The organism is Sphingopyxis sp. SE2 (assembly GCF_032227185.1).
Classification (GTDB): domain Bacteria; phylum Pseudomonadota; class Alphaproteobacteria; order Sphingomonadales; family Sphingomonadaceae; genus Sphingopyxis.
Window position 1 is genome coordinate 2,056,045 of sequence record NZ_JAPMXW010000001.1, and the last position, 16,232, is coordinate 2,072,276.

7 protein-coding genes are annotated in these 16,232 nt (G+C 67.5%); 6 read left to right on the forward strand and 1 reads right to left on the reverse strand.

Features of this window, described 5'->3' with window-relative positions:
• The 6 genes from OVY29_RS09825 to OVY29_RS09850 all read left to right on the forward strand — a co-directional run bounded on the left by OVY29_RS09825 (nt 1) and on the right by OVY29_RS09850 (nt 15,361).
• The gene (locus OVY29_RS09825; RefSeq protein WP_037555156.1) at nt 1-2,091 is read left to right on the forward strand and encodes an adenylate/guanylate cyclase domain-containing protein; all 2,091 of its coding nucleotides are present in this window, start codon (nt 1-3) and stop codon (nt 2,089-2,091) included.
• Nucleotides 2,078-2,836: a hypothetical protein gene (locus OVY29_RS09830; RefSeq protein ID WP_037555157.1), complete on the forward strand. Its 759-nt coding sequence runs from the start codon at nt 2,078-2,080 to the stop codon at nt 2,834-2,836. Before OVY29_RS09825 ends, OVY29_RS09830 begins: the two co-directional genes overlap by 14 nt.
• A 261-nt stretch (nt 2,837-3,097) precedes the next feature.
• Nucleotides 3,098-4,834 (forward strand): ShlB/FhaC/HecB family hemolysin secretion/activation protein, encoded by a 1,737-nt coding sequence (locus tag OVY29_RS09835; protein WP_313911211.1) that lies wholly within the window; start codon nt 3,098-3,100, stop codon nt 4,832-4,834.
• 295 nt (nt 4,835-5,129) lie between these two features.
• Nucleotides 5,130-12,875, forward strand: a complete 7,746-nt coding sequence (locus OVY29_RS09840) for a hypothetical protein (protein ID WP_313911212.1) — start codon at nt 5,130-5,132, stop codon at nt 12,873-12,875.
• Nucleotides 12,876-12,924: 49 nt separating this feature from the next.
• Nucleotides 12,925-14,367 carry a cysteine--tRNA ligase gene (gene cysS / locus OVY29_RS09845; RefSeq protein ID WP_037555208.1) on the forward strand — a complete coding sequence of 481 codons (1,443 nt, stop codon included), beginning with the start codon at nt 12,925-12,927 and terminating at the stop codon, nt 14,365-14,367.
• 49 nt (nt 14,368-14,416) lie between these two features.
• The gene (locus OVY29_RS09850) at nt 14,417-15,361 is read left to right on the forward strand and encodes a D-2-hydroxyacid dehydrogenase (protein ID WP_313911213.1); all 945 of its coding nucleotides are present in this window, start codon (nt 14,417-14,419) and stop codon (nt 15,359-15,361) included.
• Here the strand turns inward: OVY29_RS09850 and OVY29_RS09855 are convergent.
• The gene (locus tag OVY29_RS09855; protein WP_037555161.1) at nt 15,355-16,206 is read right to left on the reverse strand and encodes a metallophosphoesterase; all 852 of its coding nucleotides are present in this window, start codon (nt 16,204-16,206) and stop codon (nt 15,355-15,357) included. The genes OVY29_RS09850 and OVY29_RS09855 overlap by 7 nt on opposite strands.
• Nucleotides 16,207-16,232: the final 26 nt, after the last annotated feature.

Consider the following 16,232-nt stretch of genomic DNA (forward strand, 5'->3'; position numbering starts at 1 on the left):
ATGAACGCGCCCGAAACCATCATCCTCCCCGCGGACCCGTCTGCGCCGGACGGCCAGCGCACCGCGGTGCCGCTCGGCAAGCGCGTGCGCCGGCTGGTCATGCAGCTCGGCCCGTCGCGGATGGCGGCGACGATCGTCTTCCTGCTCGCCGCGATCCTGATCGCGCGCTTCAGCTGGCAGATGCCGCTGATCAACGCTGCCGAACGCGCGCTCTATGACGCGCGCGCGACGCTGATGGCGCCCAAGGTCGAACAGGACAGTCGCATCACCCTCGTCACCTATAATGACGAGACCCTGTTCAACACCGGCATTCGCTCGCCGCTCGACCGCACCCTGCTCGCGAACGCGCTCGGCAATCTCGACCTGATGGGCGCGAAAGCGATCGGCATCGATATCGCCTTCGATTCGCCGCGCCCCGACGACGATGTGTTGAAGGCGCAGCTCCGTTCGATGCGGACGCCGACATGGCTCGCCTATGCCGAACAGGCGAGCAATCCGAACACCATCTTCTATGAGCAGCAGAAGTTCCTCGAAGCCTTCATCGCCGACGTCACGACCACGAAGACCCGGCCGACGAGCGTCCTGTTCCGCACCGACGGCGATGATGTGATCCGCGAATGGCCGCACCGGCCGGCGAATCTGCCGCCGTTGATGGCGAACGCACTGGCCCCGGTCGATCCCGCCTATGCCGATTTTCAGGGCGGCATCCGCTTTCTCGTTCCCGCGCGCGCCGCCGCGGGTCAGGAGGAACCCGTTTTCGCCAACATCCCGATCGACACCTTCGCGATGCCGATGGATGCCGACATGCGCGCCGGTTTCGCCGAGCTGGTGAAGGACCGCTATGTGCTGATCGGCGGCGACATCATCGACAATGACCAGTTCAACACGCCCTTGAGCCGCTTTCCCGATGCAATCACCGGCCAGCATGAAACGATGATCGGGCTCGAAGTGCACGCGCATATGCTCGCGCAGCAGCTCGATGGCGCTTGGCCGCGCCCGATCCCGGTCCCGGCGCTCTGGGCGCTAGCGGTCCTGATCGTCATCGCGGGAGGGCTCACCAGCCTGATCGACCTGCGCGCGCGCTGGGTCGCGCTCGCCTTCCTCGGACAGATGGCCTTCTTCGTCGCCTTCCCGTTCTGGCTGCACGCGCGCGGCATCGACACGACGACGCTGCCGACCTTCGGCTGGGCGGTCGGCTGGCTATTCGGCTATGCCGCGGTAGGCACAGCGGCGCGTACGATCGGATCGCGCCAGCGCGCTTTCGCCCAGTCGGCGCTCGGCAAATATCTGCCCGCCGACGTCGCGGCGCAGATCTTGCGTGACCCCGACCAGCTTTCGCTGCACGGCGAGCGGCGCAACATCTTCTGCGTCTTCACAGACCTCGAAGGCTTCACCAAGCTCAGTCATGCGGTGACGCCGGAAACAGTCGCACGCTTGCTCAACGAATATCTCGACCGCCTCTCCGACATCGTGCTCGACCATGGGGGAACGATCGACAAGTTCGTCGGCGACGCCGTCGTCGCCTTCTGGGGCGCGCCGCTCAGCCGTCCCGACGACGGCGAGCGCGCGGCCGCCGCGGCGCTCGCGATGTTCGAAGCGGGCGAGAAATTCCGCACCGATCTGGCCGCCGACGACGTGCCCCCCATCGGCATGACGCGCGTCGGCCTGCACGTCGGCGACGCGATCGTCGGCAATTTCGGCGGCGAGGGGCGCATTCAATATACCGCGCTCGGCGACAGCATGAACACCGCCTCGCGGCTCGAAGCGGCGAACAAGAGCCTGAAGACCGGCGTGCTGATCTCGGCCGAAGCCGCCGCGCGCTCGGGCCGCGACGACCTCGTCCCGATGGGCCGCGTCACGCTGCGCGGGCGGGCGCAGCCGGTCGACGTGCTCACCCCGCGCCCCGATCTTGTCCCGGAACGGCGCGCGCAGATCGCCGCGCTTGTCGCCGCGCACGCGGCGGGCGATAAAAACACCCATGTGACCACCGCCACAGCATTGGCCGCGGAATTCGCCCAGGACGCATCCATCCTGTTCCTGATCGAACGCCTGAACGAGACCGAAAATGGAGAAAGCTATGTCCTTTCCTGACTTTCCGATGCGCCGCTTCGGCCTGACCGCCGTTGCCGCCGTCGCCGCCATGACGATCGTCACCGCCGCCGCGGCGCAATCGATGGTCGTCCGCTCGACCGGCCCGTCGGCAGCCAAATATCCGACCGGGGCGCGGCTCAAGCCGACTGACAAGCTCACCCTCGTCGCTGGCGACAGGATCGTGCTGATGCAGTCGGGCAAGACGCGCACGCTGTCCGGCCCCGGCACCTTTGCCGCCACCGGCACGGTGCAGGCGAGCCAGTCGCTAGGCGGCAATGTCAGCCGGATGCTCGCCAAGGGGCCGACAATGCGGTCGCGCGGCGGATTTTCGCGCGGCCCCAACGACCCGATCCCCGCCGAGCATCGCGCGCCCAATCTCTGGCTGCTCGACTATCGCGAGGGCGGGACCTTTTGCGTCATTGATCCCGCGTTGCTGATGCTGTGGCGCCCCAATATGCAAGGCGATACCGCGCTTGAGATCGAAAGCGGCGGCAAGAAGACGACCGTCGCGATCGTCGACGGCGCCAATTTCCGCAAATGGCCGACCGACGTCCTGCCGGTGCAATATGGCGCCGACTATCGCCTCTCGGGCGGCGGGCTGGCGCAGCCGGTTACGGTGCGTTTCGCCGCTGTCGAAAACGCCCCCGACACGGTCGAGGGGTCGGTCGACATGCTGATGAGCAAGGGTTGCACACCGCAGCTCAACCGCCTCGTCGATACGATGTCGGAAGCGGAGGCGGGTTGAGTAGAGGGATAGGCCGCGATTGAACGCGCCCTATCCGTCTGATATTATTCCCGGGAAATACCGCCTGTCGCGTGGCGGAACCTTCCTTGGGTCGCAATTGGCTCCGCCGGGTTTGCCGGCTGGCCGATGAAATTGGTGCACCGCGATCGGTGCGCCGGAACGCAAGGGGTGGTGATGGCCGTGTCGGGGGATGTGGGATTTCATGCGGCCGCGAGGCCGAAATACGCGGCGCTCCGCAGGGCGCTCGCGGGCTCGGCAGGATTGATCGCTGCAGCCCTGCCCGCGACCCTGTGGGCGCAGGCGACGCCGCAAATCCCGACGCGCGAAGAAATCCAGCGCCCGGCGCTGCCCTCCGCCATCCAGCCCGGCGAGCAGATCGTCGCGATCGACGACGGCATCGAACGCGCGCCCTGCCCGCTCGCCAGTCCCGAATTCGCCCAGATCCGCTTCACGCTCCGCGGGGTCGAATTTTCGAGCGTCGAAGGCATCGACAACGCCCTGCTCGCGCCGAGCTGGTCCGATCGCGTCGGACAGGAGCTACCGATTTCCGCGGTGTGCGAGATTCGCGACCGCGCTGCAACGATCCTGCGGTCGCAAGGCTATCTCGCCGCGGTCCGCGTGCCGCCGCAGACGATCGGCGACGGCATCGTCCGGCTCGACATATTGTCCGCGCGAATGACGCGCGTCGAGGTGCGCGGCGATGCGGGCGCCAACGAGAAGCTGCTGCAACGCTATCTCTCGCGGCTCGACGATGCGCCGGTGTTCAATATCGCCGACGCAGAACGCTATCTGCTGCTCGCGCGCGACATCCCGGGCATGGACGCGCGGCTGACGCTGCGCCCCGGCACGATTCCCGGCGAAGTCGTCGGCGAAGTGACCGTCACGCGCACACCCGTCACCTTCGACTTCAATGCGCAGAATTTCGGGTCGCGCGACGTCGGCCGCTGGGGCGGCAATGCGCGCGCGCGCTTTGCCGGCCTGACCGGCATGGGCGATCTCACCACGGTCAGCTTCTATGCGACCCCCGATCTCGACGAGCAGAAGGTGGTGCAGGCGTCGCACGAGTTCCGCGTCGGCGGCGAAGGGCTGCGCCTCGGCGCCAGCTATACCTATGCTTGGACGCGCCCCGACCTTACCGGCCTGCCGATCAAGTCGAACACCCAGATCGTCAGCCTGTTCGGCTCCTATCCGCTCATCCTGACGCAGGCGCGGCGCTTGAGCGTAGGCGGCGGGCTCGACATCATCGATCAGGACATCGGCCTGACCGGGGTGCCGATCAACGAGGACCGGCTGCGCGTGTTCAACCTGCGCGCCGACGCGAGCTGGATCGACCCCGCCTCGATCGCAGGGCGCGGCGGATATAATCCCGCCGAACCGCGCTGGTCGCTCGCCACCTCGCTCGAGGCGCGGCAGGGCGCCTCCTTCCTCGGCGCCAGCGACGATTGCGGCCCGGGCGGCACAGCCTGCTTCCTGCCCGGCGCGGTGCCGCTGACGCGCGTCGAGGGCAAGCCCGACGCCTTTCTGGTGCGCGCCAACGCCCTCGCCGAATGGCGGCCGGCAAAGCTGTTCACGCTGTCGGCAGCGCCGCGCGCGCAATGGGCGAACGATCCGCTGCTTGCCTATGAGGAATTTTCGGGCGGCAACTTCACTGTCGGACGCGGCTTCGATCCCGGCACGGTGATCGGCGACAGCGGCGTCGCGGTGGCGCTCGAAGCGCGCTATGGCTCGTTCGTTCCCGCCAATACGAACGCCTTCGCCTTTCAGCCCTTCGTCTTTTTCGACGCCGCCTGGGTGTGGAACAAGGATACCGCCTTCGACGGACTCGATCCGCAAAAACTCTATTCGGCGGGCGGCGGTGTGCGTGTCGCGTATGGCAACCTCGGCCGGCTCGACGTCACGCTGGCGGTGCCGCTCAACCGCGGCGGTTTCCTCACCGAAAAACCCGATCCGCGACTGCTCGTGTCGCTGACCACCCAATTCGGCGTGGGGGCGCGTTAGGATCCGCACTCAATTACAGCGGCGTCGAGGTTTGAAGCAAAATGGCCCAGTGCGAGGAGAGAAGGCGAAGGCATATGTCGATATTTCGAGACTTCTTGACGAAGCAATGGGCCATTTTGATCAAATCCCTTCGGGACGTCCAAATGGCTTCCATCTCGGACCGAAAGCCGCTTGCAAGGACAACCAGCCCTCGCGGCGCGTCTTTCGACCCGAGCTGTTCGCCATTTGGGCGCCTCGACGCCGCTGTAATTGAGTACGGACCCTATCCATGACCTTTGCTTCGAGGACGACTGCCATGCGTGCCACCGCCACTGTATCGCCCGTCCACAAAGGCAAGCAGCGCCTGCTGGCCAGTTGCGCGATCGCGGCCGGTATCGCTGCGCTTGCCTATGGGGGCCCGGCTCCAGCGCAAGTCGCCGGTTCGGGCAGCTTCGTATCGGGCACCGGCTCGATCGGCAACGATGGCGCGACCAACACGACGACGGTGAATGTCGGCGGTACGGAGAGCATCATCAACTGGGTGCCGACCGACACCGCGCCGACCGGCGGCGCGATCGATTTTCTGCCCGCTGGCGAGAATATGAATTTCGTCGGCACCGGCGACTATACCGTCCTCAACCGCTTCGTGAACGGCGGCAGCGGATCGCTGAGCCGCCAGATCGCACTCAATGGCACCGTGAACAGCTATGTCGGATCGACCACCGGCCCACGCGGCGGCAATATCTGGTTCTACAACGCCGGCGGCATCCTGATCGGCGCGAGCGGCGTGGTCAACGTCGGCAGCCTGCTGCTCACGACGAACGACATCGTCACTACCGGCGGCCTGTTCGGCGCGGACGGCTCGATCCGCTTCAACGGCGCGCCGGGCAGTACGTCGGCGATCACCGTCGACGGCACGATCAACGCCAATATCCTCGGCAGTCCCGGCAGCTCCTATGTCGCGCTGGTCGCGCCGCGGGTCGTGCAGGCGGGCACCGTCCGCGTTGACGGATCGGCCGCCTATGTCGCTGCAGAACAGGCGAATATCCGCATCAACGGCGGCCTCTTCGACATCGACGTCACCGTGGGCGCAGAAGGCGGCAACGCGATCACCCACACCGGCACGACCACCGGTCCCGCGCATCTCGACACCAATGGCAACCAGAGCCGCATCTACATGGTCTCCATTCCCAAGAATGACGCAGTGACGATGCTCGTCAGCGGCGCGATCGGCTATGACGACGCGCTGTCGGCGCAGGTCGATCCCGACGGTGCGGTGCGTCTGTCGGCAGGCTACAACATCGTCGGCGGCGAAATCGCCGCAGCGCCCGCCAACGCAACCGCCGCGAACATCACCGCCAGCGATACGCTGTTCCGAAGCAACACGGACGCGCACGCCAGCGGCGCCTTTGCCGCCGGCCCGGCGCAGCAATTGCCCGCATCGCCCCCGCCGCTGTCATCGGAAGGTCAGTTCTTCGTCGAAGGCAGCGGGACTTTCATCGGCGACGCCAGCGCGACGGTTTCGATCGGCGCCAATCAGTCTGGCGGCGCGACGGGAAGCCTCACGGTCCAGTCGGGCGGCCGTGGCGGCACGCCGGGCAACGCCGCGGTAAACGTCACCGGAGGGACGCTCTCGACGCCCGCCGCGCTCACCATCTCGGCATCGGGCACGCCCGACGCGCTGACCGGCGATGCGCAGGGCGGCACCGCCAGCCTGACGATCACCGGCGGCAGCGTAAGCGCCCAAGGGGTCACGGTCGAAGCCAATGGCTTCGGCGACCTCGACGCGGGCGGCTCAAGCGGGAACGGACGCGGCGGCAGCGCCGGCATTTCGGTCAGCAATGCGGGCAGCTCGTTGACCGCCGGCAATATCTTCATCAACGCGGTCGGAAGCGGGGATAACAGCTTCAGCACCGCCCCCGCCGTCAACGGCAGTGGGACCGGCGGCACCGCCAGCCTGACGGTCGCGGGCGGCGGCAGCGTCGGACCGGCAACGCTGCTTTCGCTCGACGCGAGCGGGTTCGGCGGTTTCGGCCTGACCCAGTCGGGCGAGGGCACCGGCGGCACCGCGCGCATCGCGGTGTCGGGCGCGGGATCGTTCCTCTCGGCAACGCAAAGCTTTGTCGACGCGACGGGTGAAGGCGGCGGGAGTTTTGGCAGCTTCCAGACCCAGAATGGCGGCAACGGGACGGGCGGCACGGCCGAAATACTGATCAACGCCGACGCAACCTCGGTCGTGTCGCTCGGCAATCTCGGCGCCTTCGGCATCGGGGATGGTGGCAACGCCGCCGGAAGCGAAAATACGACCGGCGGCGACGCGCTGGGGGGCTCGGCCAGCTTGATCGTCGAAGGCGGCGTCACAGCGCAATTCACTCAAATCGTGCTCGACGCGTCCGCGGCTGCCGGAACCGCCACCACCCCCAGCGGCACGACCGGACAGTCGGGCAACGCGCGCGCGAACGATGTGACATTGACCGCGACGAACGGGTCCACGATCGACAGCAGCGGCTTCATCAACCTTTTCGCCGTCGGCATGAATCCCTTTCCGTTCAACCCTGCCGGCGAAAATTTCGGAGCGGGCACGGGCGGCAATATTGCGGTGGGCGCGACTGCCGGGGGGACGATCACCACCGGCAACCGCCTCACCGCACAGGCGATGGGCGGCAGCATGTCCGACACGACCCGCCAGAGCGCCGGTGACGGCGTCGGCGGCAATGTCGATTTTCTCGCCGACGGCGGCACGATCCAGGCTGAGGTCTATGACGTCGACGTCAGCGGCAACACGGCCAGTGTGACCGGCACGGGCGGCACGGCGCAAGGCGGCACGATCGACATCGTCGCGCAAAATGGCGGGCAATTCGTCTCGACGCTCGACGCGACCAACAGCTTCAACGCCAACGCACGCTCGGGCGTCAGCGCGGCGGGCACGGCCGCCACCGGCGGCACTATCCAGCTGATCGCCGACGCCGGCACGATCGACCTCGGCGTGGGCGCCAATCTCTTTGCCGATGGCACGTCGGGCGGCGCGGCGACCTCCGGCGCGGCCAACCCGACCGGCACCGGCGGCGCAATCCTGATCCGCGTCGAAGCCGACGCGTCGGACAGCAGCCGCATCGACACGGGCGATCTGTTCGCAGCGGCCGGCGGCCAGACCCAGGCCGAGAGCGAAACACCGCCGGGCGTCGAAGCGCCCGCCGGCAACGGCCAGGGCGGGACGATGACGGTGGAAGTCGCCGGCGGCACCCTCACCGGCGGCGTCCTGAACCTCTTGGCGAACGGCGCCGGCGCGGGCAGCGGAACCGGAACCGGCGGCGCCGCGACCTTCACCCAGACGGGCGGCAATGTTTCGGTCAGCGACATCAGCATCGCGGCCGACGGCGTCGGCGGTACGGCGCAAGGCGTGTCGGGAACCGGCGTCGGCGGCATCGCGGCGATCGACCTGTCGGGCGGAACGATCACCGCGGCCGACATCACCGCCTCGGCCAGTGGCGAAGGCGGCATCGGCTTTGCAGGCGATGACTCCGACCCGCTCAACATTGTCGCGAGCGGCGACGGCGGCGTGGGGCGCGGCGGCGCGGCAACGATCAGCGTCGGCGGCACGGCGGTCGTCGATGTCAGCGTCATCCAGGCGAATGCGCTCGGCTCGGGCGGCGACGGCGGACAGTTCGACAGCTTCTTCAATGGGATAGTGGGCGACGCGGGCAACGCGGGCGAGGGCATCGGCGGCGAGGCGACGGTGAATATCCGTGGCGGCACGACGACCGCGAGCAGCGTGATCGCCGACGCGTCCGGTATCGGCGGCGACGGCGGCGACAGCTTTTTCTCGAGTAGCGGCGCTCCCTCGACCGGCATCGGTGTCGGCGGCACCGGCGGCACGGGTCGCGGCGGCACCGCGACGATCGCGCTCGAAACCGCGATCGACGGCGTCGGCGCGGCGAGCAGCGTCGCGTTCGGCTCCGGCGGCGCAGGCGGCGATCACAATGTCGGCGGCAATGGCGGCGACGGCGTCGGCGGCACGGCGCAGGCGATCGCCACCGGCTTCGAGGCGGGCGACCTCGCGGTCATCATCGATTCGACCGGCACAGGCGGCAATGGCGCCGACGGTGCCGACGGGGCGGGCGGCAGCGGCGGAAACGGCACCGGCGGCACCTCGCGCATTGCAGCAGAAGGCGCGGGAGCGAGCCTGACCGCGGTGCAGAGCAACCTCGTGTCCGGCGGCATCGGCGGCAACGGCGGCGCGGGCGGGCTGGGTTTCAGCTCCTTCCCGGCGGTCGCCCCCGACGGCGGCGACGGCGGCAATGGGCAAGGCGGCGCGATCGAGATTGCGGCGAACGAAGGCGGGACTGTCGCGCTTGGCCTCGACAGCGGCGGCGATGCCGTCTCACTATCGAGCAGCGGAAGCGGCGGCGCAGGCGGCCTCGGCAGCAACAGCAGTTTCGGTGAGGGAAATCAGTCGGGGAATGGCGGCGACGGCGGCGCGGGAACCGGCGGGACCGTCCGTTTGATCGCGACCGGCGGGGCAATCACCTCGAACGGCGAAGCGGTCGATATCACCTCGAGCGGCCTTTCGGGCGAGGGCGGCAGCGGCGGCATCGGCCAGGGTGGCGGCGTGGACGGCGCGCTTGGCATTTCGGGACAGACCACGGGCGGTCGCGTCGTGATCGAAACGGCCGTCGGCGCATCGGGACCCGGCCAGATCGACCTCGGCCCGACGAGCATCGCGGCGAACGGCGATTTTGCGGGGCGCATCGAATTGCGCGCGGGCGGAAATATCAACTTTGCTGGCCTTGCCGCCGAGGCCCTCGGGATCGCTGCGCCGACCAATAACGACACCGACACCGCGCTCGCGGGCATCTTCGTTGCGCCGACCGGCGGTACCATCGCCAGCCAGGGAGACGTCACGCTGACCACCGACGGTTCGATCGGCTTCCATGCCCAGTCAAGCGGCCGGTTCGGGGTCAACGGCGCCCTTGCCATCGACGCGGGCGACCAGATCGACATCCGCCACGATGCGCGCGAAGGCGACGGTCCGACGCTGCGCGCGAGCGGAGGCCTGACCGCCACCGCGGCAACGAGCATCAGCGGCGCGCCGGGCAGCCTGATCGCCGCCGACGGCGCGCTGTCGCTGACCACCGACGGGACGATCGGCGTCGACGCCCTCGCCGGCGGCGACATCATACTGACCAGCACCGGCGCGACGACCGTCGAACATGCCGAAGCGGCGAATGATTTCAGCGCGAACGCCGCGAGCTTCGCTACGGGGCTCAATTCGATCATCACAGGGGGCGACATCAGCATCGTCGCGCCGGGCGCGGTCGATCTCGGCAATTCAAGCGCCGGTGGTTTCGTGCAAGTCTCGGGGCAATCGATCGCCTTCAATACGATCGATGCGGGCCTGACCGTCGGCCTTTCGGCCAATGGGACGGCTCCGGGAGCGGAGGGGATCAGCGGCGGCTCGATCGCGGCGGGCGGCGATATCAACCTGCTCGCGAACAGCATCGCACTGACCGGCGCAGTGACCGGCGACGCCTCCTTCTTCGCCTTCGGCACCGGCGGCTTGGTTTCGGTGAACAGCGCCGACGTCGCCGGCACGATCTCGATCTTCGCGGCCGACGATCTTTCGGGCAGCTTCGTCGCCGGCGGCGACATCTTTCTCAATTCGGACAGCAACATCGATGCGTCGGCGCAGGCGAACGGCGGCTATGTCGATGGCAACGGTCTCGCCACGGAAGGCAATCTGTTCGTCATCGCCGCGGGCGACGCTGCACTGACCGACAGTTCGGCGGCGCGCATGTTCGGCGTCAGCGCCGGCGACGGCGCATCGATCGATGGCGGCAGTGCGGGCGAGGACATGCTCATCGTCGCCGGGACGACCGCCAGCCTGACCGACGTCAGCGTGGGCGACGACCTCACCGTCCGCGCACCCGGGAACATCGACGCGGTCAATGTCAGCGCGACCGGCGCGGGCGCCGACACGCATGTTCTGGACTTGTCGTCCGGATCGGGCAGCCCGATCTTCACCATCGGCGTCGGCGATGGAAGCGGTGCCGACATCGCGATCACCTCGGCAAACGGCGCGATCGACGCCGCGGCGCTCTCGGCGGGCGACGATATATTGCTCGACGCCGCGAACGAAATCGCGGTCAACGGCGCGACCACCCTCGGCCTCGGTACGACCGGCGGCGACAGCAGCATCCGCACACAGGGCGGCGCAACGACGCTTTCGGACATCGATTCCTTCAGCGACGTCGTCGTCGATGCGGCGGGCCTTGCCAACCTCTCGGGCGTGGTCGCCGCGGGCCGCAACGCCACGATCAACGCGCAGGATGTCACCCTCGCCGCGCTGACCGACCCCGGCGGCAATGCCGTTCCGACGCTGGACGCGGACGGCGATGTGGTGGTCAATTCGGCGGCGGGCGTTGCGGGCGGCGGCGTTCGCGCGCTCGGCGACGTCGCGCTCACGGCGGACACCGCCATCGGCCTCACCGCGGTCGAGGGCCAGAATGTCGCGCTGACCGGCACGACCGGCATCGACGTGCAGGAAGCCAATATACTCGGTGCAGCCAGCCTCGACAGCAGCGGCGGCGATATCCGGATCGGCAGCCTGCTCGCCGCGGGCCCGATCGACGCCAGCGCCGATGCGATCCGTATCGAAGGCGGCGGCGATATGGTCTTCGCAACGCTCACCACCGACGGCGGCGACGCCTATGTCCGCGCGAACGGCGACCTGTCGGTTGCGAACGGCACCATCGCGGGCACGGCCGATCTCGGCACGCAAGGCGAAAGCATGAGCATCGGCACGCTCGACGCGGCCAATGCGATCCTCGCCAATTCGGGCGGCTTCCTCAATCTCGACACCGTCACCGTCGCGGGCAGCCTCGACGCCAGCGCGCTCGCCTCACTCGGCATCACCGGCGTCGTCACCGGCCAGTCGATCGCGCTTGCCTCGGGGAATATCACGATCGGCTCGGCGGGCCGCGTCGGCACCGCGGGCGTCACGCAGCAATTGTCGGTCGCGAACAACAGCAGCGACAACCAGACCTTCGTCGGCGGCGCATCGGGCACCAGCGTCGCGGGCTATCATATCGACACCGACGAGCTGACCCGCCTCTACGGCAGCCAGATCGAAATCGTCGCGCCCGCGGTGCAGGCCGCGGGCGGAACCTCGGTCGGATCGGCGGCGGCGCCCGACGTTATCGTGGACACGTTCACCATGGCGGGCGGCGCGGCGGGATCTAACCTCGGCGCGAACGGCGCGCTGACGATCCGCACTCCGGGCAAGATGCGCGTGGTCGGCAGTGTCGAACTGACCGGGCTCACCGACGCCAATACGCTCAATCTCGTCGCGGGCGACGCACTCGAGGTAATCCTCGGGCAGGGCAGCGTGCGGCTCGTCAACGGCGCCGATCCGGCAGGGCGGCTCAACCTGGTGTCCGACGACATCATCGTCGCCACCGCCGAAGCGATCGCCGATGTCGGCGCGGCGACCTCGACCAGCGCGATCAACACGCGGCTCGCACAGAATGACGGCATCCTGCTCGACGAAGGCGCGCTCTTCGCACGCGGCATCCGTGCTCAAGTCGTCGGCGGCTTTTATGTGCAGAACAGCGGCGCCGGCACCGATTTCGTCGAGCGCCGCGGGCTAACCTTCGGCGCCGGCGGGCTCGATGTCGTCACCGAAGGGCCGTCGCGCATCGTGATCAATGGCGTGCAATTGGGCCCGAACGGTCAGGTCACCGGCCTCGACACGCTCCAGCTCCTGACCATCGCCGGCGCGACGCCGGTCGCCGGCAGCTATGATCCGCGGTCGACCGTCAACGGCTGTCTCATCTCCAGCCCCACCGTTTGCGCCACCGTCGTGTTCGACGTCGACAGCAATTTTCCGGTGCAAGATGTCATCGAGGAGATCGATGGCGACGAGGACAGCGCAGGCGAAGGCAATACGCTCCCGCAGCCCCTGATCACGATACGCGAGGTCGACCCGCTGACCGGCGCGCCGCTGCTCGACGACCCGGTCACCGGCGCGGGCAACGACGATCTGTGGACGCCGCCCGCAGAGTAGCAAGCGTTTCGGTTGACGGATCGCATCGGAGCGAGGCATGGGCGGCGGCATGACCGACGCCCCGGCCCTTCCGCTCAAGCTGTTCAACAGCCTGACGCGCAGCCTCGAAATCTTCGAGCCCGTCCACCCCGGCGAAGCGCGCGTCTACAGCTGCGGTCCGACGGTCTATAATTATCCGCATATCGGCAATATGCGCGCCTATGTCTTCGCCGACACGCTCGGCCGCACGCTGTCGTACAAGGGTTACAAGCTCACCCATGTCATCAACATCACCGACGTCGGCCATCTGACCGACGATGCCGATGCGGGCGAGGACAAGCTGGAAAAGGCCGCGGCCGAGAAAGCCCAATCGATCTGGGACATCGCGCGTCATTATACCGAAGCCTATTGGGCCGACGTGAAGGCGCTCAATATCCGCCAGCCCGCGCACTGGTCGATCGCGACCGACTATGTCCCGCAGATGATCGAGTTCGCAAAGGCGATTGCCGACAGGCATTGCTACGAACTCGACGGCGGCCTTTATTTCGACACGACCACAGTCAGCGACTATGGCCGCCTCGCGCGTCACGGAACCGATGAGGGCGAAAGCCGCATCGACCCCGTCGACGGCAAGCGCGCGCCCGCCGATTTCGCGATCTGGCGCAGGACGCCGCCGGGCGAAAAGCGCCAGATGGAATGGGATTCGCCGTGGGGCCGCGGCGCGCCGGGCTGGCACCTCGAATGCTCGGTGATGTCGGAGGCCTTGCTCGGCTTTCCGTTCGACATCCACACCGGCGGCATCGACCACCGCGAGATCCACCACCCGAACGAGATCGCGCAGAATCAGGCGCACAGCTGCAGCGACGCGAGCGGCGCGAGGCTGTGGATGCACAATAATTTCCTCGTCGAACGCTCGGGCAAGATGTCGAAGTCGAGCGGCGAGTTCCTGCGCGTCCAGCTCCTCATCGACAAGGGCTACCACCCACTCGCCTATCGCCTGATGTGCCTGCAGGCGCATTATCGCAGCGAGCTGGAGTTCAGCTGGGAGGGGCTCGGTGCCGCGCTGACGCGATTGAAGCGGTTGGTGATGGCCGCGGCACCGGTCCGCGAGGCAGAAGCGATCGACGTGACCGACCGCCGCCTCGCCGACCTGCTCGCCAGGTTCGACGCGGCGATGTCGGACGACCTCAACACGCCCGTGGCGCTGACCCTGCTCGAAGAAACGGCGGCGATGAAAAAGATCGACGCGGGCCAAAAGCGCGCGACGCTCGCCGCGATGGACGCGGTGCTCGGCCTCGACCTGCTGACGATCGATCGCGCCGACCTGCGCGTCCAGCCAAAGGCGGCGACCATCGCCGAAGACGAAATCGAAGCGATCCTCGCGCGCCGCAAAGATGCGCGCGCGGCCAAGGATTTCGTCGCCTCCGACGCGCTCCGCGACGAGCTCGGCGCTGCGGGAGTCGAGGTGATGGACGGCGACCCGCTCGGCTGGGAGTGGCGGCTCGACAACTAGCCTCTCCCTCGCCATGATCGGTTGCAGAATAGAACCGAAGAGAGGCAAAATGTCGAAAACCGTCACCGTCCTGTCCGGCTTGATCCGCCCGCTCGTCGAGAACCGCCTGCCCGACTGGGTCGAACCGCGTTTCTTCCAGTCGAAGGAAGAGGCGCTCGAGCTCGCGCCGCACGCCGAAATCGGCTGGTTCGACATGTACGACAAGAAGGATATGGCGGCTGTCATCACCGCGGCGACGAACCTTAAATGGCTGAATTCGATCTACGCCGGCGTCGACGGCATGCCGCTCGATCTGCTCGCCGAGCGCGGCACCGTGGTAACAAACGGCGCGGGAATCAACGCGATCACTATCGCCGAATACGTCGTGATGGGGATGCTCACCGTCGCCAAGGGCTACCGTGACGTTGTCCGCGCGCAGGAACGCCGCGAATGGCTGATCGATTCGCCGGGCAAGGTCGAACTGTTCGGCTCGAAGGCGCTGCTTCTCGGCTATGGCGCGATCGGCAAGTTGATCGAGGAGCGGTTAAAGGCGTTTGCGGTCGACGTCACCGTGGTTCGCCGTTCGCCCGGCCCGAACACGCTCACTCCCGACCAGTGGCGCGCAAGGCTCGGCGATTTCGACTGGGTGATCCTTGCGGTTCCCGCGACCCCCGAAACCGACGGCATGATCGGCGCCGCCGAACTCGCCGCGATGAAGCCCACCGCAACGCTGATCAACATCGCGCGCGGGAGCGTCGTCGATCAGGGCGCGCTCGTCGCGGCGCTCGATAGCCAGCAGATCGCGTCGGCTTTCCTCGACGTCACCACGCCCGAACCGCTGCCCGCCGACGACCCGCTGTGGAGCCTCGACAACGCGCACATCACCATGCACCTGTCGGGCCGCGCGCAGGACAAGATGTTCGTCCGCTCGGCGCAGCGCTTCCTCGAAAATCTGGGTCGCTGGAAAAAGGGCGAAGCCGTCGAGCCGCGCGTCGACCTGACGCTGGGTTACTGACCCGGCCGCTCGGCTTTCAGCTCGCGCACCAGCGGCTGCAACCGCTCGTCATATTTGGCGAGCATCGTGTGCGCCCCAGCGTGGTCATAGAAACTGACCAGTTCGCGTCCGTTCCAGCGGTGGAGTGCATAGGCGGGGTCCTCGGCGACGATCATCGGGCGGTCGTCGGGCTTGTTCTCGTCGATCGGCCGAAGGTCGAGCGAGACCTGCGGCGCGGTCGACGAGCAGATCGCGATCGTGCGTCCCTCCCACGCGACGGTCACCGAGCGGTGAAGATGCCCGCAGATGAGGCCACGAACCTGCGGGTGACGGCGAACGACATCGGTGAAGGTCGCGACCCACGGCTCGTCGGGGTGGGTGTTCATCCATTCGATCCCGCTTTCGACGGGCGGGTGGTGCATGACGATATAGGTCGGCTTGCCCCTATCCTTTGCCAGTTCGGCGTCGAGCCATGCCGCGCGCTGTTCGCAGAAGGCGCCGCCGTGGCGTCCCTCCTCAAGCGTATCGATCGTCACCAGCCGCAGCTCGGGAAGCTCGATCGTGTATTGTACAAACCCGCCGCCGTCGTCGAACCCCGGAAAGCGCGCATGGAAATTGTCGCGCAGGTCATGATTGCCGACGCTCGGCCAGACCGGGAAGGGACAGCGCGAAAAGGCGGTGACAAGGCGGCGGTAGCTGTCGTCGTCGCCGCGGTCGGTGATATCGCCAGTGGCGAGCAGCAGATCGGGCCGGTTCGGTCCCTCGATGAGCACGTCGAGCACCTCGTCGAGGCGCTTGCGGTTATATTCGGCCGGATTGTCCGGATCGAACCCGATATGGATATCTGTGATCTGCGCGATCAGCATATCCGCCCCCTGCTTTCGCCGGTCTG

What these genes read in the sequence shown, in the direction of transcription:
- OVY29_RS09825 (WP_037555156.1), top strand. Translation starts at nt 1, where the DNA reads ATGAACGCGCCCGAAACCATCATCCTCCCCGCGGACCCGTCTGCGCCG.
- OVY29_RS09850 (WP_313911213.1), top strand. Translation starts at nt 14,417, where the DNA reads ATGTCGAAAACCGTCACCGTCCTGTCCGGCTTGATCCGCCCGCTCGTC.
- OVY29_RS09855 (WP_037555161.1), bottom strand. Translation starts at nt 16,206, where the DNA reads ATGCTGATCGCGCAGATCACAGATATCCATATCGGGTTCGATCCGGAC.
- OVY29_RS09830 (WP_037555157.1), top strand. Translation starts at nt 2,078, where the DNA reads ATGTCCTTTCCTGACTTTCCGATGCGCCGCTTCGGCCTGACCGCCGTT.
- OVY29_RS09840 (WP_313911212.1), top strand. Translation starts at nt 5,130, where the DNA reads ATGCGTGCCACCGCCACTGTATCGCCCGTCCACAAAGGCAAGCAGCGC.
- cysS (WP_037555208.1), top strand. Translation starts at nt 12,925, where the DNA reads ATGACCGACGCCCCGGCCCTTCCGCTCAAGCTGTTCAACAGCCTGACG.